A 19,862-nucleotide genomic window follows, 5' to 3' on the forward strand; every position below is an offset into this window, starting at 1 on the left:
TGCTAAAGCCCCCGTTAGTGAAAGATGCAATATAAAAAGGATTAGAATTCGATCCTAACCCTTTTCTTCGTTTTGACGGATAGTTAAATTATGCATATCAATTATGAACCCATGTTCTTTAAGGATATCTAGACCTAATAATCCTTTATGTTCCTTAGGTAACATACCAACATCTAATTCAAAGTCTTTAATAGAAAATGTGTCAATCTTAATTTCGTCCATTACCTTCGTATAAAATGGGACACTTCCTCCAATACCATAAGCTTCATATATTTTGTCGCCGTTTTCATAGAGGACACCAATTTCTTCTAAAATATCTGGGCAAATGACAGTGTGAGATGAACCAGTATCAATAATCACATCATCAATTGTCAATGCTTTACCTTGATAAACAACAGTTAAAGATGTTGTAAGTAGTTGTCCATCATAAAAGATTTTCATTGAACTCTTCTCACTTTCATTAAAGGATCTCTCCTAATATGAATGACGAAATCCTCATTGGATGTATGGTACACAATGGTACCTTCTTTCGCCTTGAAAAGCTCTTTCGTTGCGTCTTCATCTGCAATTGGACGAATCGGTGCTACTTCATCAACAAACTTCTTATCACCTTCTATATGGTAATCTAGAACGGAAACTAAAAGAAATTGATTTGGAAATAGCTCTCTAACTTCTTGCCACTTCATGAAGCACCCCTCCTTTTGCTATTATTATAATCCAAACAAGTGACAAAATCACTTCACAAGTTGATAGAAAAAGTAAAACACTTATTATATATAAGCACTATGTTTGTTTAAGGGAAAGACAGCCTTCGCTTTATTAGCTCTCAAACTTTGTCTTTTTTCCATACACAGAACTAATAAAGCTATAAAACCCTGTAATGATGAGAGTGATAACAATTGGATAACCAACATAAACTGTTGGGTTCATATGTTCAACTAAACTAAATTCCCCCCATTCAAGCCATAAACGCCAACCCATTCCAAGGCTACTTACTAATAAGCAAATCATAAGAATAAACCATAATCTTTCTTTAAATAGACCCACAAATATGTTCGCTACCATAAAGTACATAAATAGCGTTAAAATCATAAAAAATAGGTCAAACCCCTTCAATCCAGGAATTACGAACGTAAATGAGATTCCAGAAAAAAATAATATAATGATAATAGCGAAAATGAAAAACCCTTTAGCTGATTTTTCTACTTGAGCATAAAACTGTTTTTCTAAAATGTGATTTCACCTCCGATTTCTAAGAGATTAACTTGTTCCGCTATCGCTCCCGTTACTGCAATAAGGGAACAAGTGTTTATTTTATCCTTTTAATTGATACACATTTGTCTGGAAAGTGTAATAAAACATTCGCACCTGATGAAAATAAAACTTCGAATGATATTGTTGATTGGTCAATCGGTAAGAACTCCTGATATAACCAATCGTCTATCTCTCTGTGGTAGATACTTTTCTCATTATCATAATTATAGTGCTGATAATGAGAAAAAGAGACCTTTTCAAAACTCAATACCCATAACTTCTCACTTTCTATATTTTCAACATCACTTGAAATAGTGAAATGCACGTTTAAATCAAGAAGACTTTTATGTTCTAACTCCATTTTTATTAAACGGTAGTCGTGAAAACCCCAAGAATTAAAGTGTTCAAAAATATCGTTGGGTAATCGATCAGACAATCCCTTGAATATTTCTTGGTATTCTGTAACGTTTTTTTGCCATTGTCTATCATTTCGTTCAAATTCTTCATCACTAATATTGTCTATATTTTGAGCTAAATGTAAGTCATACAAAAAGTATTTCAACTATTATTCTCCTACCTTCATCTTCAACTCTTCTGCCCAATACCTACAAAAGAAGCATTACCGTTGTTGTGGTAATGCTCATCTTTAATGCTACAACACTTATTTTGTATTTGCACCGTTTTGTTTTAGGGTTTTATCCAAGTATTTCTTCATATCATTATTGACAAAAGAATATATCTTGTCTCTGTTAGAAACATAAAATATATCTTCATGATAATGGACTACTACTCTTCTATTCTTCATCTCAAAGGACACACCTGCTAATGCACGAGGAAGTTCATTTTCAAGTATTATATCTTCGTTAGAAACTGAATTGAACCATTGAACAAGTTGTTTTGCTTCGGTTTCCGCTTTGTCTAAACTAAAATCAAGATGTTCAATTGTAACTCCCCCTCCACCATTTTCAACTTTATAATATTCTTAAAAAACGATAACCTCTTCAATTTTTTTAAATGGAACAGGTTGATGTGTTAGTTGATTGTTATTTATGTTGAAAGTTATGATGGCACCGATAAAAATCAAAATAAACGCGACTAAAAATTTTTTCATGCAAGCCTCCTTCATATTTCTAACTATTTACATTGATATAAAATGATATACCGAAACTGAACTTATTCTCTTGTTAAGCATTTTCCTCCGTTAAAGCAATAAAAAAACGAGCTTCTATTAACTGGTTTAGTTTAATTATGCTCGTTTTAGGTTTCTAAATGATAAAAGGCAAACAAATAACATTATTAGAGATAAAACAGCTATAAAAATTGCGGCGGTTAAAAAGCTTCCAACAATAAAATTTATACCATACCATTGACCTAATAGTATAATTGCAAAAATAAGTGCGTAATCAGCAGTAGCTTCTGTATAATTAACATATACAGTAATAAGGGCAGTAAGTAACGTAATTAACCAAAAGATAGAATAAAAGTCCGAGCGCCTGACCCCTGCTAGGATAAAGTACCAAAGTGCTAGCAGAAAAATCCCTTGAACTAATATTCCGAGGGGACAAATCTTTAATTGAAAAAACACTTAACACACATTGATACCATGTTATTCTAACTCTATCAACGCCATGCACTCAAACGTGGCTTGGAATGGTGTAGTAGTGTTTACTCGTAGCAATGCTCTTATTCATAAAGAATCTCGTGATAATACCTATTCTTTATGTAATATGCAGCAAAAGAACTAGTTAAAAAACAGGCGTTTCTTCAACATAAGCCACCTGCTTAATTGAACAAGATCTTTGATTTATAAGTCATCGTGTAGGGTGGAAAACTTCATTGTATCCTAATCTATATTCATAGAATAACTCTAAGACACTTGAGAGAGCAGAAGAATTCAATTATTTTTCAGCGACAACCACACATAAATCTCCACCAGTATATGGGGAAAAATTATAGTCACTGTAAAATCCCCTTAACGTAAATCCTTCATTTTCCAATAGGTCCTTCATTTTATCAGGGTCACACGTAGCTTCAAAAGAAGTATTTACTGAAATCTTTGCATCTTGTGCTGATATATACCTGTAATTAATCATGTTCATTAACCGTAGATTTTGATGGATACCTTTTATCTGTACCGTGGATAAAACCACTTCACCTGTTTTGGGATGAATTGCTTGTGAGGATATCCAAGGTCTTGTTTCCCCTTGAGGCACCACTTCAGCATCAAAATCAAAAGCAAAAACTCCTCCAACATCTAGGTGCTTAAATACAGAGTGAAAAACCTTTTTCCGATCTTCATCATTATAAATATATATCATAGAACAATTTGGTATTATTATTAGTGAAAATACTTCATTTAAGGAAAAATCTCGCATATCACCTACAACTAATTTTGGAGTAAGACCATCATCTCCTAACTTTTCTTGTGCCATAAGTAACATATCCTTAGATATATCCATCCCTACTAAATCCTTATAGCCACTTTCAAACAAGTTCTTTAAAATTCTTCCGGTACCACACCCAATATCTAACACTTTTCCATTTTTTTCTTTTGCCAATTGAGTATAGAAAAAGAAGTCAGATGTATCTGTAATATTAACATCATATAAATTGTTCTCTCCATAAGAGCATTCTTCAACAGCTATGCCTTTTTCTATCAAACTTTTAGCGAAACCAAAAAACTTCTCCATTTGTATACCTTCTTTTGCTCATATTTTCAATTTTTAAGTGGACAACTTCACAATATCAAAAATCTTAATGGTAAAATCATACCAGATTACATCATATTTACGTTTATGTTTTCAGTAATTATGGAGCGCAGTTAATTCTACAACGCATTAAAAGCTCGTCCTTTAACTTTTCGTTAATAATCTCTTCGTAAACACCTATTTTAAGCATAATGTCTCTTCGCCTTATAACATACTGTTAATTTCCATATATGTGGAAGGAAGTCCTGCAAGATTATGTGAAACTTTGACGATAATTGTTTTGTTGGGGTTACGAAGTCAAAGAAAAAACTCCAGAATGATCTGGAGTAAAAGTCATTTTACAAGAATTGAATTAACCAAGCATAAATTTCGAACGGTTCCGATCATACCAATCATTATACATAAAGTATTTAACTTCATCTTTTACAGGTATATAGAACACTTTATTTGTTTCAACAGCCAAACACCAAAGCTCTTGGTATTCAATTTCCCTTTTATTAATAACAAAAATTCGTACTATTACTTATTGTTTCATCGATTTTAGTTGCTGTGACAAGTACAGATGGTCTAGGTTCGATGAACAAGGTTATAATTCTGAGGAACCTGAAATTGCTAAAACTCCAGATACTTGTATATCATCTTGCTTAATATGTAACAAATGCTTTTTAACTTTTGATAATGTTTGTTGATTGCCAGCGATTTGATCAGATTATGTATATATAATACAATGACAATGACTTTTTGTGTAAAAATCATTGTGACCTTTTTTAGTTATACGCCAAAGAATTAATTTTTATAAAATCCCCCTTCTTTCAAGTATCTTTCTGAACTATTATTAAATTAAATAGGCTTATTACAATATTTCTAGAAAATAAGTGACATAAAAAGAGGAGGAACATGTTGAGTTACATATGCATATTGCAACGATAGAGTAGCAAGTTAGTAACCAACTAAGGAATTACTTTTTTTACAAGAATATGATCCATGTGGCAGCCGCTTTTAAATGCTCAATTCCTGTCAACGATAAAGGAGAATGAACATGATGCAACTGATAAATAAGATACTCCCTAAAAACATCAACAATACCTATAGAGGGCAAAAAATAGCGCTTTATGTCTTTTATATTTTGACTGCCGTAACCATTTGGAGAAGCCAACATCACCTATTTGCGTTAGACGGTGGTGCGCAATCAATTGCAACGATTCCGCTCGATTCATTTACCGATGCCGGCGCAGCAGCGGTTATTGGTGTGTTCAGTCTATGGGGGCTGTCTCAGTTGATCATTGGTATTTTATACTTTATTGTATCCTTAAGATACCGTTCCTTAGTTCCTTTAATGTACCTGTTGGTGGTATTTGAATACTTAGTAAGAGCAACATATATCTCCTCAGTAAAGCCAATACCTACGGCGGGAACAGCTCCTGGAGCAGCAGCTAATGTACCAGTTATTATTATTGCTGTTGTCATGTTTGTCCTATCATTATTAGAACCAAAAATCAAGTCCAAGGGTAAACAATAATAAGAAATATCATTATTAAACTTATACAGAAGAAACCCTAGCAAAAACTAGGGTTTCTTCTATTTTCACTTATTTTAATCTTTCAATATGATCGAGCGAGCCCTTTGCCTCATGCGTGTTCGTCCATACGGAATACTCACGTACAAAGATAGGCATACATACTTCAACGTCCATTTGATAGTTTGATAGTACATCAACTTGTCTTGCTATTGAGGAACCGTTATAAACTGAAAGAGCCACTTTATAGTTTCTATCAATTTGACGAACTCTTTCTCTCATCAATTCACACCCTTTTTCGGGTATGTCCTCGTACATGGAGATTTTGTTTAGATCCTTGATTTGTTTAAACTGATTGGCGATACGAAGTAGCTCTTCATCTTTTAAAACAAAGAGTCCTATCATGATGAGTGCATCTTCTAGCATGTGCTCAATTGTCGGGATCCAAATTGCAGTCGGGGTTTTAACTCCATGTGGTGTGAGAATCCATTTCGGTACACTGTTTTCGATAAGCTGCATGCTATAGTCTGGCATAATTCCACCCTCATACGGATGCGCCTGGCCAATTAATATTTGCGCTGTCGTTGTACCCATTTTATCTACCTCCTTGGTTGGTCATTAAAGTTTCCTTAACATAGGTTTGAAGCACCATAAGATATTGTTCACTCACATAACCCGTGCCACCACGAATGATCTCCTGCATGTAATGGTCTGGCGGCGCCGTTTCTGCCTCTTTATCAACGACTGTAAAAGTCAGTACATTTTTTAATAATAATCCGTTATATTCTACTTCTATAAACGCTGGTCGGTAGCAACCGGCCTTGACACCTTCGCGTCCATATAAATAGTCCAGTGCATCGGCAGTGATGTCATATAGTTTTCCTTCTACAACGCCGCCTTCCTCGACAATATCAGCACGCCCTCCATCAAGTGCTTTTCTCGTAAACCGTAATGTGTATCCATGTAATTTACCGGACCCGATTACATTTTGAAAATAATGATGAACGTTTTGCTTTTTAAAGCGAACATCATCCATGCAGCTGCCGTATGCGAAATATACAATCTTTGAATGGGAATTTTCGAATTGATACAGCTTCCAATCCCCACTCAGAATATGTTTTTTTACTAAACTACTGTTACTAGCTACATAGACAAAAGCAGTAAAAGACCCTTTGTCTGTATAAACTGTTTGTTCGATTCGTTCATACAGGTTGTTAGTGCCACCAGGTATATATCCTTCTAAGTGGTCTAGCCTTTTTAAATCGGCATCACTAACAGCGTAAAGCTCACCATACACGCGATCAAGTTGGCTCTGTTTCATAGCTGGGTAGCCGTATCCTGTATCGAACAGTGCGCCATCTGTCCAGCACTGCTCCGCTAAACATGTAGCACCATCAAGAAGCCGGGCATTCCCCTCACCTTTACGTAACGTGCCGTATACAAATACTTTCATCATCATGAATCACTCCTCCAACTGTGATACTTATAATATAAAACGAAAAGGTTGGGATTCCCCCAACCTTTCCTTACAGTGTTTTTGTTATATTAACAGGAATGGGGCATATCCAACGGTAGCCCACTCCTCTTTTATTTGTGATTATCTTGTCTTTACTTTCTGGTAGGCACTTCCTTACCTTTCCTCTAATCTTTGATATATGTGATTTAATTGTATTAACTTCAGGTTCCTCGTCAATTTCCCATATGTTAAAAAGCTCATCTATGCTTACAACTTTATAATCTCTTTCTACTAAGTAAGCTAATATTTCTGCTTCTTTTCTTTCTAGACTCACTGTATCTATCGGACCAGAAAAGCTAGAATGATAAGGTCGTACGTCCAGAGTAGCTACTTCATTAACATCCTCATCCTTCAAAGATTCTGCGGCCTTGGCCGTTATCAAATGCGTCACCCCATCTGCATATCGAACCATCATCGTATAATGTCCATTTTGAGTAACCAGGCTTTCCACCTCATTGATTTCATTAGTGAAATTTTTCCCTTTGTCGGCCTCAATAGCTTTATGTAAGTAGTTTTTTGCCCATCCTTCTTCTTTTAGATAATAGTAAGCTTTAGACATAGTGGCATAGGAACGGAATAGTTTCGTTTCCTCTAAAGTCTGTTCAACAGCTTTTGAAAAAAATTCTATACTGTCGTTATAATCTTTATTTTCATAGCAAATATGTCCTAAACGATACAACGCCTCTGCATGATGAGGGAAAAGCTCTAATACTTCTTTAAACATATATGCAGCATTATTTAAATTCATGTATCTCAGCTTTTCATCACTACCACTACGAGTCATTAAGTTAGCAAGTTTCATTTTATATTCAATGTTATCGGGTTCCTTAGCCAATAAGTTTCGATACAATTTAATGCCTTGAACTAGCCACACAGATTCTTTTATTACACCCTCACGTTTTTTCCAATTTACTAATTCATTGTTCAATTGAAACACTCCATTTTACAATAGGTTAGGTATGCATGCTAGTAAGACTAGATATCCCTAAAGCTAAATTTTCTTATCTTAGTATTAATAAAGAGCATCAACAAGTGTTTGTAACTCATCATGCTTTTCACTCAATAGTTCGAAGCTACTTTTATTGAACACTTTAAACTTAATTCCTTTGTTGTTAAAAACATTTTTATTAATAAAATCTAAGTTTGCTGTTGTTCTTACAGGATTATATTCTATTCCCTTTTTGTCTTTATAATAATGTATAACTAAAAATAATACATCGTTGTCACTATCACAAAGTTTGTTTAGCAACACATATTGTCCCACTAACAACTTCGCCATGTTCCCTGAATCAATTTCAATAAGAATTTCTTTATTACCTAGTTTAATAGAGTTGTCAACAGAAATAGATACTTTCTGATCCTCACTTATAAATGGGGCACATTTTCCGTTAAGTGCATTCGCACCATATTTGGTTATAAAGTACTCTTTGAACTTCTTTTCATTGCTACCAGCAACGCTTTTGATCGCTTTATCACTCATCGTTAACACTCCTCAGTTGTGTTATACCTCTTCAGTAAATGGGTAGTACTCTTTACTTCCTATCCCTCTCTCATGCATTCTCTTAATATACTTCACCTCAGATTCCAATTGCTCTAGTGGATCTTGAGAGACATATTCGGAATTCAGATTGGCGGCTCGTTCAACGTCAAAGCGAAAAATGTATTTCTTATTTCCAATAACATACTCAACAATGAAGTCATCTAATTTCTGATTCCAATGAAACTGCGAAATCTTAAGGGATTTCCTACTATACTCTGGCTGGATTTGAATACTGTTAAAGAGTTCTTGTAACTTGACCTCGATTGAATTTGTCATTTTCGTTCACTCCTCCAATAGATGGTGATGAAATAAATGTGACTTTATTATTAAATCCGCCTGATGACTAATCACTACAAGCTCGAACAGCTGCTGATAGAAATTGAGCCATTGTTTTAGTGGTTTTTTGGGTAGGTATATTAGTCGGCACAGTGTTTCCATCTTTGTTATGTAAGTAATTGTATCCTTTTATCATTATACAGCATTTACCAAATATTCTATCTAATAAAAAACCCCAAAAAACACGCCTGACCCCTGCTAGGATAAAGTACCAAAGTGCTAGCAAAAAATCCCCTTGAACTGTTCATCCAAGGAGATAAGATATTAAACATTTTATTATTCCGTGCATACGAATCGCTACTTTAAATCTCAGTTGACTAAACACTCAACATTACTATGATGTTGATCGTAGAAGTATGGTGTAGTGGTTTTTAAATACTATTCTTAAAAAAGTCCTCGTAAAATACCTATTATTTATTGATTAGTATTCTTGGACTGCGTAGTAAAAAATAGCTATACACAGTTTTAACTTTACCCTTCCGCTACCCGAGTTTCATCTTAACCCTAAATACAAAATAAATTGAAAGACTCACAAAAGTTGAATAAGCGATTAATTCGAGGTAAAATAAAAATATGAAATTACTATATCATCCACCTATCGAATCAATACCCTATACAAAAGTGCTTCACGCATTAAGTGAACCAAATCGCATTCGAATCATTCGATGTCTAAATGAAAGTGGCGAAAATAATTGTACTGCTTACTCTATAGAATTAATGCTGAATAAATCTACAGTGTCTCATCATATAAAGATACTTCGAGAAGCAGGATTAATAGAAGGGAGAATTGAAGGAAAAGAACATATTTATTCTCTACGCAAAGACGAGATAAATAAAAAATTCCCCGGCCTCCTTAATTCTGTATTTTCAGTAAACGAGGAAGATATATAGAACATGTGGAGTTATTCCGCATGTTCTTTTTTATTTTTTGTGATGTCAAAAAAAAAAAAAAATGCAAAATCATTGTATAAAAGAATTAATGATGATATTATCGTTATAGTTTGATGGTTATCAAACAATAAAACTATGGAGGCAAACTAAATTGAACAATATATTAGTCATCAATGGGCATGAATATTATGACTTTGCGAAAGGTCAATTAAACAAGACATTATTTGAAGATATTTTATCTACTTTATCAGGGGATTTCGAAGTGAAAACAACAATCATAGAAGAAGGTTATGATATTAAAAACGAACAAGAGAAATTCAAATGGGCTGATGTAGTCATTTTTCAAACGCCGATCTACTGGTTCTCGCTCCCTGCTGCATTTAAAAAATATATTGATCAAGTATATGAATATGGTGTTTTCTTTGGACCAGCAATCAACCAATATGGTGACGGTGGTTTAATGGAGGGGAAAAAATACATGTTCTCAACCACATGGAATGCCCCTGAATCAGCTTTTAAAAATAAAGACGTAGACTCTTTCTTAAAAGGTGCAGACATAGAAGAGGCGATTGCTCACTTACATAACATGCAACGTTATGTAAATATGGTGCCTTTAAAAACATTCGGAGCTCACGATGTTGTAGCAAATCCTGATATAGAAAAGTACCGAAGCGAATTAAAAGCACATTTAAAAGCAGTTTTCTATAATTAAAACGGAGGTCGAGTATCAATGAACTTAACAATGGAATTGGCCAAAGTAAAGGAAGGTTTTCTAGCTAGAGCACCTAAAGAGGTTTTAGAAAGCGTTGAATCAGCAACAAATGAACTGATTAATTCAGGGATGGCAACTGGCCTTCGTGTGGGCGAAAAAGCACCAGATTTTCTTTTACCTAATGCTATTGGCGAAAAAGTGTCTTTATATGAACAATTACAAAAAGGACCTGTTGTTCTTACGTTCTATAGAGGTGGCTGGTGTCCTTATTGTAACCTTGAATTAAGGGCATATCAGAATATGCTTCATAAAATTCAAGAGGCGGGAGCATCGCTTATGGCAATTAGTCCACAAAAGCCTGATGCATCTCTATCGACTAAAGAAAAGAATGAATTATTGTTTGATGTACTAAGTGATGGCGCGTACGAGGTAATCAAAGCTTATAATCTCTACTTTACATTCCCTGACCATCTAATTCACACATATAGAGACAAATTTAATTTAAATTTGTCAAACATAAACGGCTCTGATGAACCTTGGAGTTTACCTGTTCCGGGTACATTTATCATTGATCAAAACTGTAAAGTGGTGTTAGCAAGTTCAAATGCTGATTATATGGAGAGATTAGACCCAACAGAAGTAGTAAATTTCTTAAGAAAGTAAATAATAAAGGTATCCATCCGGATGCCTTTATGTTTTCAAATTCTCTCTTTATCCACATACTCACATATGTATATCCCCTTTTTCTTTCACCATAAAATGTAGCAATATGTTTCTTTGCTACACAGTAAACAGTCTACTACGCATTAGAAAGCTCGTCCTATAACTTTTCGTTAATAATCTCTTCGTAAATACCTTCTTTAAGCATAATGTCCCTCCACCTTATAACATACTGTTAATTTCCATATATGTGGAAGGAATCCCTGCAAGAATTTGTGAAATTTTGACGATATATGTTATTGCTTAGCTGCGAAACCAAAGAAAAAACTCCAGATTTCTCTGAAGAAAGCAATATTTTTATTAAAAATAATAAATAACTTAACCAAAACGCTCGATCTTATGGAGACTTTCAAATCACTTGTAATTAACTGGATAATGATTCGCTGTTATGGTTTAATCATTCCTAGAATTAATCATTTAGTTCTATGACAAGAGGAACATGATCGCTATGTAGAATCCAGTCTTCGTCTTTGCCAATATGAAAATTTATTATGTTGTTAAGTATTATATAAAGCATTAGAAGAATACGAAAGCTATTTTGAAAGGACCCCGATTCCTAATCCTCTTTTTTTCCCAACCACACATAATCTTTAAAATTTGCATTTAAAATAATATTTGGATGAGGGCATTCTTGTATAACTGCAATGTCAGGTTTGAGGCTATCTATTTTATTTAATTTTTCGTTTATCTTGTGTCCACGTTGACAATTCCATGAAATAATCTTCACTTTCTCACCTCTTATTTACTATAAATCAGCCAACATAAGTTGTTATATCAGTAAACGGATAATACTCTTTTGCACCTATCCCTCTCTCATGCATTCTCTTAATATAATTCACCTCAAATTCCAATTGCTCTAGTGGATCTTGAAAGACTTGTTCGGAATTGAGATTGGCGGCTCGTTCAACGTCAAAGTGAAAAATGTATTTCTTATTCCCAATAACATACTCAACAACGAAATCATCTAATTTCTGATTCCAATGAAACTGCGAAATTTCAAGGGGACTTCTACTATACTCTGGCTGGATTTGAATACTGTTAAAGAGTTCTTGTAACTTGACCTCGATTGAATTTGTCATTTTCGTTCACTCCTCCAATAGATGGTGATGAAATAAATGTGACTTTATTATTAAATCCGCCTGATGACTAATCACTACAAGCTCAAACAACTGCTGATAGTAATCGAGCCATTGTTTTAGTGGTTTTTTGGGTAGGTATATTAGTCGGCACAGTGTTTCCATCTTTGTTATGTAAGTAATTGTATCCTTTTATCATTATACAGCTTTTACCAAATGTTCTATCTAATAAAAAACCCCAGTACGAAAAAATACTGGAGTGAAGATTTTTTTTCTTATGAAACTTACTGCATTTAATCTGTTTCCTGTTTAAAAATCTTATCTAAGTGTTCTAAATCCATTTCATAAGCATTAATAGATCTGCTATAATCTCCTCTTACGCCATGTTTCTTATAAGAGTTTTGTAGCAACCACTGAATATGCGAAACAATCTTATGCAGCGGAATATGCTTCATAGCCCTATGTAAGGCTGCCTGTCTTTCTAATGTTGTTTTATTAGTAACTTCATAGCCATATTTTCGTAGTTCACTACGATCATTCCATTGTTTAGTATCAAGATCTGATTTATGTTCATGATCCGTAGCAACAGGTTCAACATGATTTATTGCCAACCCGTTTTTTTGTAAATGCTTGTATTCTTTTAGCGCATTGATTTTGCTAATGAACTGTTCATGACCTGACGAATTAACAATGTTTTCCCACACAATTAGTTGCGCATCTGATATCCAGCTGTGCCATAAATCATAATGACGATACATGAAATTAATGAATTGAGGCAATACGTCTCTATTGAAAAGCCAAATTCGGAGAAGTAATTGCGTCAAATACCATCCATTCTTAAATTTAAAACATGCGGTCGTTATTTGCTCGACATAAACATTAAACATCTCATTAAAAACTGATGCAAACAGGTAATTACTTTTAAACGTGAGAATTTGAAACAAAATCTCTAAATGATAATCCTGAATTTGTCTTTGGTCTACTATTGTTTTTACAAACATATTAAGTGAAACCTTAAGCTCATCTTTAAATTTATCGTTTATCTCAACTTCTATTAGGTCATCTTGTGTGATATATTTGTCCATTAAATAATGAACTAAGTCATACCGGTTCGCTTTCATTAACAAAGATAACATTTTTAGAAGTTCAGGATATGTTAGCCACGGTACATTCATTTCCCAATATGTGTCATATAAAAAATCTGAATCATCATCTACATTGGGTACTAACCTATCAAGTACATATTCCATCTCATTTTTCGAAATAGATTGTTTTACTCTCCTTGAGTATTTTTTCACTTGTTTCTTTAGTTTCGCATTTTCTTCTTGTAGTTTTTTGTATTCTTCCACAGATATCATGTTTTCACCTTGCTTTGTAACTATTAAATATACATCGACTTTTTTAACTTAAATATTATTTATGCATAGTTTACTATAAATAGGCAAAAAGTCATATGAGAATGTATTCCTAAATAATGTTAATTCCCTTAAAACAATATTCTTATAATAGACTGCTCTTACTCCGTCGTATTCTCACAATACGGATAGTTAATGCATCCATAAAAGTAACCATAGCTTCCTTTTTTTCTAACCATATATCCTCCGCATCTGTTACACATACGTGGATTTTTCAGGAGGCTTACATGTTTCGTTGTGAAATCACACGTAGGGTAATTGGTACAACCTAAGAATCTAGATTTATGACCAGAGCGTATGAGCAAGTGTCCTTTTTTACATCTAGGACAGCTTGGGCCTTCTGTTGTTGCTGCGCCCTCTTCTTTTGTAGAGTAACTGCTTTCAATACCATACTGTTCTTTTAGTTCTCTAACAAATAGTGACATTCTATGCTCGGGTGCAAGGATATACGTCCGGTTTTTCGTACATGTTAGGGCGACATAAAACAATCTTCGTTCTTCCTCATAAGGAAAATCGTCCGCGTCTGTTAATACCCATGACAATATCGGGTCATCTGCTATTTTATTCGGAAAGCCTAGTAGACTATTGGCTGCGTTAATCAAAATAACATTGTCCGCTTCAAGTCCTTTTGATTTATGTGCGGTAAGGAAAAAAATTTTCAACTTAGGATATTTACTATATGTGACTGTGACTTTATCTGAATCGCGGTCATATTTCAACTCAAAATCTAAGCTTTTATCTAGTACCTTGCGATCAAAATTGTTTCGGCCTAATAGCATAATTTCTGTCTTTTCTCCGTGATTCGTAACGATATCATCGATGGCTTGTTCAAGCGCTTCGAGTATTTGCTTTTGATAGCTCATGATACGAATCGGGTGACCACATCTTTTGGCAGATTTCAATTCTTTCTTAAATTGCCTTTTGTTTTGCATCACAAAGGAACCTGCTATGTCGATCAAATCTTGAGAATTACGGTATGTTTGTTCTATTTTTAATAACTTACTAGTGCCAAAAAATGATTGGAATTGCGTAAATAAACTTATATCACTACCCGCAAACCGGTAAATAGATTGCCAATCATCCCCGACACACATCACTTTTGCATTTGTTTTGTCTTGTATCGCTTTAATCAAGTTAAATCGACTTTTAGATATGTCTTGATACTCGTCGATAATAATATACGAATATGGTAAATCGGCTGATCCCTTTTTAATAATCGATGTTGAGTCGTTAATCATATCGTTAAAATCAATCAGATTGTGTTTCTTCAAATGGTTTTCGTAATACGCGTACATTGGTTTTAACAATTCAAAAAACACTTGATTTCGCATACGTATAAGAGGAATTTTCTCTTTTTTATTTTTTTCTATAAAGGTATCCAGCATATCACTTGTATACCCGTTTGATTTATACAACGTTAGAAACGTTGACAGAAGCTTAATAAATTCAGAGAAATATGTATTGTTGTTTTGATCATATATACTATCGAATACATCTTTATAATTGATGTCTGAAAAGGATACATGATACTTTTCAAGGTTCTCTCGTAATTTTTCTAGCAATATGCCTTGCTGATTGTAATAGGAGTATGACTCAATTAATGTTGTTCCATGCTCTGCATGAATGCTACGTTTCCACTTCATCCCGTCCACATATTTTGCTTCTTCTACTTTACTTAGCCACGGAGTTTTCATATGTTCATTTACACCGAAATGTTCAATGTACATATCATAATCTGGCAGATAAAAATCTGGTCGATATTGGCGATGATCTCTGTCACCACTTTCACGCTCATACGGATGCTCATATATATAAGACACACCTTTAAGATAGAGAAAATTTGCAATAAGAACCTCTTCAAAGCTTTTCACTACTTCACCGTGTAGCGTTTGCTGCTGTTGGCCCATATGGTATGACTTTTTTTGAATAAATGTATGTTTGTCCACTTTGGCTTTCATCGTTTCATAATCAATGTGACGCGTATGTTCGTGATAGTCAGCGAGTGAGTCAAACTGCGTCACGTCTTTTGGTACCTGCATGTAATAGCTGAAAAAGGTAATAAGCTTTTTGATTTGATTCATATCTTTATATACTTCGTTTTGCAGGTATTCTTGCAGTATGCTTTGTATGTCACCATCAAAAATATCAGGCTTAATACCGCGATCGTTTGCGATAATTTCTAAACCCATCTTATGAAACGTGTATACATTCACTGGTACTTGGAGTCTTTTGGCAATACGCTCATCCATTTCATCCGCTGCTTTTCTCGTAAAAGATATTAAGAGAATATCCTCTGGTTTGACGTTCTTCTTCTCTACTAAAAATTTAACTTTCCCGGAGATTGTTAATGTCTTCCCGCTACCAGCACCAGCTAAAATAAGCTTGTTGTGATCTTCTGATAATATCGCGAGCCTTTGCTGTGTATCTAATGATTTGCCATCGATATTGTTGAAAAACTCGTTGTGGGATTTTAACTGCTTCTGTAAATAATGTTTGTTGCTAGCATGAATGATGACGTCCATTTTTTTATAATCATGGACAAACTGCTTCGCTTCTTCTGATAGATTTACACCTGTTTTAAAATATTTATATGTTTCCTCGTATTTTCTTAATGGTTTTCTTATCTGCTCTTCCGTTACGTACACTTCACTTTTTAAAAGCGCTTCTTTCATGCTCTCAAAGTCTCGGCAAATATGTAACTGTTCTTTTATTTGTGTATTAACCTTTTCCTGTTGATTCCGTAGAGAGTTGACTGTTTGTAAAAACTCTTCCTTCGCTTTTACAAATTCAGCATTCAGCTGCTTCACTTTGTCTGTGCGCGACAATGTCTCGTAATCTTGTAAAAAACTTCTCCCCTCATCTGTTGTCATAAAAATGTTGCTACTGGATAGAAATTTTAAATCAGATTGGTATTTCGTTAAAATCCTGTTTATGCCCGCATCAGTTATGAGACTGCGCTCTTTGTTTAATTGATGTATATCATTATTAAGATGTTTAATACGAGTATGAATGTTTGAAATTTGACGCTGCATTTTAAGTAAATAAATATCAAGTTTGCCTTTATTTATAAGACCTTTTATAAAATTCTTCATAACATATGCCTTTCTGCTTAATGTGTTTAAAATGCCCTCTATTTATCTTACCATTATTTCCTAATGGTAATAAAAGAGAAAGATAATTAGGACGGTTCTTTTTGTCATTTCTGCTGGTGAAAGGAGGTGAATAAGAATCGTTTCTGTTTGTCCTGCTACCGAAATTCAGGTCATGCTAGATAGTTCTTGCTTAAACGATGCAACCCAAGCTTAGCTAGTGAACAGAAATGTCTTAAAACACAATATTATATTTTTTGTATGTTCTTGATATTTAACGTGATTTCATGAACAAAAATTCAATTTTCCCCTAAATACAAAAATTGATTTTGTGCGTTATTTCTGCTCTCAAATAGCTATTTTGGTCATTTGTTTTGTCAGCAATAATCTATTACACTAATTGCGAATTACGTATATGACGACTATTCTATAAGAAAGGTTGATAGATTTGAAAAAGTTAGTGACATGCAAATGTGGTAGTGGGAAGTATGTGGATGATTGTTGTGCGCCAAAAGTACGGATGACCATGTATGAATTTGCTAATCCAGAAGAACAGCAAAAGTATAAAAAAATGATTAAGATCAGTTCTCAGTTTGAGATGAGACCACGCGGCATATTTGAATATTATGGTGAGGATTTAGTTACCTATAAGCTTCAGAAGCCTACTAGCGAGTCTCGTCACATGTTTCTTACTGTTATAGCTCGCTATATGACGGAGTATTTGGAAGATTGTTGTCCTTCTAGATGGATAGATTGCGACCACGTGTTTTGGAATGAATTGCTTACAACATTCTACCCCTCTGTTATGCAAATAACTGCTGAAGAAAATAATGTTGATTTGTTCTTATATGAGTTAAAGAAGTTTACTCACTGGCTCGATAAAGAGCGCTCTACCAATCTATACAAGATAGTCTATCCAATATTGGAAGAGGCTGAAATTGACTTGAAAAAGTGTGAGTCTCTTTTAAACGCTCTCTATCTACAGCTATATCCTCACCTACACAGCAAACAAGCTGACTCCTTATTTGCTAACGATATGTATTTTAATATGCTCGAAAACTGTGAAGATGATAAATACGATGTGTTTGAGGTGCAGAATGTAAGTCGGTCCCATGTTGTCGCAACTTCACTTGAAACCAATTATACATACTACATGAGAGGGCTACCATATAAGTTGCTAGAATCGGGCATGATTATAACCGGAACAATTTGCAAGATGCCTCGGGAAAATTTGTGGCGTTGGAATTCACCGGAAAGTGTATTTCCACAAGCCGCAAAAGAATATTTGAGACATGTCCTGATTCATGAACCACCACGCCTTAAGCAGATGATAGACGTAAGAGATTGAACTGATTGTCCCCCTTCGGAAGGAATTCCAAAAAGGCGCCTGACCCCTGCTAGGATAAAGTACCAAAGTGCTAGCAAAAAAATCCGTTTAACTGTTCATTCAAGAGGATATTAAACATTTTAATATACGGTACATTACGCATCGCTACTTTAACTCTCGGTTAACTAAACACTCAACATTACTATGAAGTTAATCGCAGATAGTATGGTGTAGTGGTGTTTAAACGCTATTCTTCAAAAAGGCCTCGTAAAAATATTTATTGAATAGTATGGGTATACTGTGTATTAAGAGATTCAATTAAAGCACAGGGCTTCTTCAACTAACACACCTTTATCTACAGTATAAAAACCCATCGTTTTCAACGTATGTAAAGAAAGCAAAAGTGCCAGTTCTCTATCTTTGTGGAAGCAATATCCACAGTAAGTTTTTATAGCTCTTAAAGTATGTAACGATAGAACTTTACTTGGAGTGTTGGGTATGATATTTCATGACCCTGTTTTAACGGCTGCATTGATTGATCTCATAAGTTAGATTAAGTAGAGATCAATTAGTTAGCTAATAAAAAGAGCTACAAATAAAGTTCCGTTACGGGAGGAAATCTATAATAACAGATGAAATATCATACGAAAACACATTATGTTTAACACCATAAGTAACAGTACAAATAGCAAACAAAAACGCTTGGAATTAAATATCCAAGCATTTTTGTAATACTGTCATTTTAAGGTGAAAGCACTTCCTATTATTTTAATTCATCTAATAATCCAAAACCATCCATATTTTTCCTGACAGCTGAAATTTTTCCTTGTTCATCGAGGTTTATTACTCCAGTAACAGTAGCTGTGTTTGTTTTTCCATCTTTGCTGTATTCTACTTCGACTTCATAATCGAAGACGTTGTTTTGGGTATCCTCTATTTCCTGAATATCAATATTTTTTTGTTGTAATTGATACCCATTCATATGTGCAACTAATAAAAATACTAATATATTGTTTTGATTCACCATATTTTCTAAATTAGCTACTAAATCGCCATAGGCTTCTTCTCGATATGCATCTAACTCAGGTGACATGATACCTTTGTCAAGAATATTACTTAGTTTCTCATTGGGTCCTGTAAACTCATTTTCTAAAAAAGTGCGAATGGTTTGTATATTATCGTTATTTTCTTGTGAACAACCTGCCATAAAAATAGAGGAAAATACTAAAACCGCTATAAATAAAATCCCTTTTCTTCTCATCACTGCACCCCTTTAAATAATTTTTAACTATCTTTACGTTTACATATGTCCAAGCGAGATTTTTGTCAAAAATATATATCCTGAAAAGAATCAAAATTGTTGAATCCAATTTATTAGCATTCCTAAATAAAAGTGCGTTTGGGGAATGCTGACACTTCATCTTTATTAATGGCATCAAAAGCGTTTCTTGCTTAATCTTTTTTCAAACAATCTTGTTTCTTATAGCTAAAAATATGCCGTTTATATTGATTGTAACCAATATATTCCTTTACACCTTTACTGATATTTTTTGCGAGAATTTGATCCCATAACTCGGTAATTGTTTCGGGATGTTTTGGTCCGTCTATAATTTTCGCGATTCCCCCCTTTTGTTGTAAATTTTTCCTGAATAGATAATTTTCACGAACGGATTTTATAGAAACAATAATCAATATGGAATGGTTTTTCTCTATCGTTTAAATGATAATAAGTTTCTTTAGATTCAGATCCAAATTCTTCATT

At 34.1% G+C, this 19,862-nt stretch carries 21 protein-coding genes; 5 read left to right on the top strand and 16 right to left on the bottom strand.

Annotated elements, in window-relative coordinates; all coding sequences use genetic code 11:
- Nucleotides 1–54 precede the first annotated feature (54 nt).
- The 6 genes from EJF36_RS12440 to EJF36_RS12460 form a co-directional block, all read right to left on the bottom strand.
- The gene (locus EJF36_RS12440) at nucleotides 55–441 is read right to left on the bottom strand and encodes a retropepsin-like aspartic protease (RefSeq protein WP_125906628.1); all 387 of its coding nucleotides are present in this window, start codon (nucleotides 439–441) and stop codon (nucleotides 55–57) included.
- A complete protein-coding gene (locus EJF36_RS12445) occupies nucleotides 438–686 on the bottom strand; it encodes a hypothetical protein (protein WP_125906629.1) in 249 nt (82 codons plus the stop codon). The genes EJF36_RS12440 and EJF36_RS12445 overlap by 4 nt, the downstream gene beginning before the upstream one ends.
- A 133-nt stretch (nucleotides 687–819) precedes the next feature.
- Entirely contained in the window at nucleotides 820–1,092 is a 273-nt protein-coding gene (locus EJF36_RS12450; RefSeq protein WP_260471897.1) for a hypothetical protein, read from the bottom strand.
- 217 nt (nucleotides 1,093–1,309) lie between these two features.
- Complete coding sequence (locus EJF36_RS12455) at nucleotides 1,310–1,816, bottom strand: hypothetical protein (RefSeq protein WP_125906631.1); 507 nt, start codon at nucleotides 1,814–1,816, stop codon at nucleotides 1,310–1,312.
- Between the two features lie 420 nt (nucleotides 1,817–2,236).
- Nucleotides 2,237–2,365, bottom strand: coding sequence for a hypothetical protein (locus EJF36_RS21880; RefSeq protein WP_260471898.1), 129 nt, complete (start codon nucleotides 2,363–2,365; stop codon nucleotides 2,237–2,239).
- Nucleotides 2,366–3,152: 787 nt separating this feature from the next.
- Nucleotides 3,153–3,944 carry a class I SAM-dependent methyltransferase gene (locus EJF36_RS12460; protein WP_125906632.1) on the bottom strand — a complete coding sequence of 264 codons (792 nt, stop codon included), beginning with the start codon at nucleotides 3,942–3,944 and terminating at the stop codon, nucleotides 3,153–3,155.
- A 1,057-nt stretch (nucleotides 3,945–5,001) separates the two neighbouring features.
- Between EJF36_RS12460 and EJF36_RS12465 the strand changes: the two genes are divergently transcribed.
- Entirely contained in the window at nucleotides 5,002–5,481 is a 480-nt protein-coding gene (locus EJF36_RS12465) for a hypothetical protein (protein ID WP_221760721.1), read from the top strand.
- Between the two features lie 69 nt (nucleotides 5,482–5,550).
- Here the strand turns inward: EJF36_RS12465 and EJF36_RS12470 are convergent, their stop codons facing one another.
- The 5 genes from EJF36_RS12470 to EJF36_RS12490 form a co-directional block, all read right to left on the bottom strand.
- Nucleotides 5,551–6,072 (bottom strand): hypothetical protein, encoded by a 522-nt coding sequence (locus EJF36_RS12470; RefSeq protein WP_125906633.1) that lies wholly within the window; start codon nucleotides 6,070–6,072, stop codon nucleotides 5,551–5,553.
- 1 nt (nucleotide 6,073) lies between these two features.
- On the bottom strand, nucleotides 6,074–6,937 hold the full coding sequence (locus EJF36_RS12475) for a gamma-glutamylcyclotransferase (RefSeq protein ID WP_125906634.1): 864 nt from the start codon (nucleotides 6,935–6,937) through the stop codon (nucleotides 6,074–6,076).
- Between the two features lie 67 nt (nucleotides 6,938–7,004).
- Nucleotides 7,005–7,922, bottom strand: coding sequence for a winged helix-turn-helix domain-containing protein (locus EJF36_RS12480; RefSeq protein ID WP_125906635.1), 918 nt, complete (start codon nucleotides 7,920–7,922; stop codon nucleotides 7,005–7,007).
- An 84-nt stretch (nucleotides 7,923–8,006) separates the two neighbouring features.
- Nucleotides 8,007–8,474 carry a hypothetical protein gene (locus EJF36_RS12485; RefSeq protein WP_125906636.1) on the bottom strand — a complete coding sequence of 156 codons (468 nt, stop codon included), beginning with the start codon at nucleotides 8,472–8,474 and terminating at the stop codon, nucleotides 8,007–8,009.
- Between the two features lie 21 nt (nucleotides 8,475–8,495).
- Complete coding sequence (locus tag EJF36_RS12490; RefSeq protein WP_125906637.1) at nucleotides 8,496–8,810, bottom strand: hypothetical protein; 315 nt, start codon at nucleotides 8,808–8,810, stop codon at nucleotides 8,496–8,498.
- Between the two features lie 633 nt (nucleotides 8,811–9,443).
- Between EJF36_RS12490 and EJF36_RS12495 the strand changes: the two genes are divergently transcribed.
- From EJF36_RS12495 to EJF36_RS12505, 3 genes are all read left to right on the top strand, one after another.
- A complete protein-coding gene (locus tag EJF36_RS12495; RefSeq protein ID WP_125906638.1) occupies nucleotides 9,444–9,761 on the top strand; it encodes an ArsR/SmtB family transcription factor in 318 nt (105 codons plus the stop codon).
- A 151-nt stretch (nucleotides 9,762–9,912) separates the two neighbouring features.
- Nucleotides 9,913–10,473, top strand: a complete 561-nt coding sequence (locus EJF36_RS12500) for an NAD(P)H-dependent oxidoreductase (protein ID WP_125906639.1) — start codon at nucleotides 9,913–9,915, stop codon at nucleotides 10,471–10,473.
- An 18-nt stretch (nucleotides 10,474–10,491) separates the two neighbouring features.
- Nucleotides 10,492–11,136, top strand: a complete 645-nt coding sequence (locus EJF36_RS12505) for a peroxiredoxin-like family protein (protein ID WP_125906640.1) — start codon at nucleotides 10,492–10,494, stop codon at nucleotides 11,134–11,136.
- 613 nt (nucleotides 11,137–11,749) lie between these two features.
- Here the strand turns inward: EJF36_RS12505 and EJF36_RS21540 are convergent.
- The 4 genes from EJF36_RS21540 to EJF36_RS12520 form a co-directional block, all read right to left on the bottom strand.
- The gene (locus tag EJF36_RS21540) at nucleotides 11,750–11,920 is read right to left on the bottom strand and encodes an endonuclease/exonuclease/phosphatase family protein (RefSeq protein ID WP_185806897.1); all 171 of its coding nucleotides are present in this window, start codon (nucleotides 11,918–11,920) and stop codon (nucleotides 11,750–11,752) included.
- Between the two features lie 25 nt (nucleotides 11,921–11,945).
- Entirely contained in the window at nucleotides 11,946–12,272 is a 327-nt protein-coding gene (locus EJF36_RS12510; protein WP_125906641.1) for a hypothetical protein, read from the bottom strand.
- A gap of 290 nt (nucleotides 12,273–12,562) precedes the next feature.
- Nucleotides 12,563–13,627 (bottom strand): hypothetical protein, encoded by a 1,065-nt coding sequence (locus tag EJF36_RS12515; protein WP_125906642.1) that lies wholly within the window; start codon nucleotides 13,625–13,627, stop codon nucleotides 12,563–12,565.
- A 158-nt stretch (nucleotides 13,628–13,785) separates the two neighbouring features.
- Entirely contained in the window at nucleotides 13,786–16,776 is a 2,991-nt protein-coding gene (locus EJF36_RS12520; protein WP_125906643.1) for a UvrD-helicase domain-containing protein, read from the bottom strand.
- A 445-nt stretch (nucleotides 16,777–17,221) separates the two neighbouring features.
- On the opposite strand from EJF36_RS12520, the gene EJF36_RS12525 reads away from it, so the two are divergent.
- The gene (locus EJF36_RS12525) at nucleotides 17,222–18,121 is read left to right on the top strand and encodes a hypothetical protein (protein ID WP_125906644.1); all 900 of its coding nucleotides are present in this window, start codon (nucleotides 17,222–17,224) and stop codon (nucleotides 18,119–18,121) included.
- A gap of 742 nt (nucleotides 18,122–18,863) precedes the next feature.
- On the opposite strand, the gene EJF36_RS12530 is transcribed toward EJF36_RS12525, so the two are convergent.
- The gene (locus tag EJF36_RS12530) at nucleotides 18,864–19,361 is read right to left on the bottom strand and encodes a hypothetical protein (protein ID WP_125906645.1); all 498 of its coding nucleotides are present in this window, start codon (nucleotides 19,359–19,361) and stop codon (nucleotides 18,864–18,866) included.
- Nucleotides 19,362–19,862 lie beyond the last annotated feature (501 nt).

Source organism: Bacillus sp. HMF5848 (assembly GCF_003944835.1).
Classification (GTDB): domain Bacteria; phylum Bacillota; class Bacilli; order Bacillales; family HMF5848; genus HMF5848.

Excerpts from the sequence above, each read along its gene's own strand:
- EJF36_RS12440 (WP_125906628.1), bottom strand. The coding sequence starts at position 441 with ATGAAAATCTTTTATGATGGACAACTACTTACAACATCTTTAACTGTT.
- EJF36_RS12445 (WP_125906629.1), bottom strand. The coding sequence starts at position 686 with ATGAAGTGGCAAGAAGTTAGAGAGCTATTTCCAAATCAATTTCTTTTA.
- EJF36_RS12450 (WP_260471897.1), bottom strand. The coding sequence starts at position 1,092 with ATGATTTTAACGCTATTTATGTACTTTATGGTAGCGAACATATTTGTG.
- EJF36_RS21880 (WP_260471898.1), bottom strand. The coding sequence starts at position 2,365 with ATGAAAAAATTTTTAGTCGCGTTTATTTTGATTTTTATCGGTGCCATC.
- EJF36_RS12460 (WP_125906632.1), bottom strand. The coding sequence starts at position 3,944 with ATGGAGAAGTTTTTTGGTTTCGCTAAAAGTTTGATAGAAAAAGGCATA.
- EJF36_RS12465 (WP_221760721.1), top strand. The coding sequence starts at position 5,002 with ATGATGCAACTGATAAATAAGATACTCCCTAAAAACATCAACAATACC.
- EJF36_RS12470 (WP_125906633.1), bottom strand. The coding sequence starts at position 6,072 with ATGGGTACAACGACAGCGCAAATATTAATTGGCCAGGCGCATCCGTAT.
- EJF36_RS12475 (WP_125906634.1), bottom strand. The coding sequence starts at position 6,937 with ATGATGATGAAAGTATTTGTATACGGCACGTTACGTAAAGGTGAGGGG.
- EJF36_RS12485 (WP_125906636.1), bottom strand. The coding sequence starts at position 8,474 with ATGAGTGATAAAGCGATCAAAAGCGTTGCTGGTAGCAATGAAAAGAAG.
- EJF36_RS12490 (WP_125906637.1), bottom strand. The coding sequence starts at position 8,810 with ATGACAAATTCAATCGAGGTCAAGTTACAAGAACTCTTTAACAGTATT.
- EJF36_RS12495 (WP_125906638.1), top strand. The coding sequence starts at position 9,444 with ATGAAATTACTATATCATCCACCTATCGAATCAATACCCTATACAAAA.
- EJF36_RS12505 (WP_125906640.1), top strand. The coding sequence starts at position 10,492 with ATGAACTTAACAATGGAATTGGCCAAAGTAAAGGAAGGTTTTCTAGCT.
- EJF36_RS12510 (WP_125906641.1), bottom strand. The coding sequence starts at position 12,272 with ATGACAAATTCAATCGAGGTCAAGTTACAAGAACTCTTTAACAGTATT.
- EJF36_RS12515 (WP_125906642.1), bottom strand. The coding sequence starts at position 13,627 with ATGATATCTGTGGAAGAATACAAAAAACTACAAGAAGAAAATGCGAAA.
- EJF36_RS12520 (WP_125906643.1), bottom strand. The coding sequence starts at position 16,776 with ATGAAGAATTTTATAAAAGGTCTTATAAATAAAGGCAAACTTGATATT.
- EJF36_RS12530 (WP_125906645.1), bottom strand. The coding sequence starts at position 19,361 with ATGAGAAGAAAAGGGATTTTATTTATAGCGGTTTTAGTATTTTCCTCT.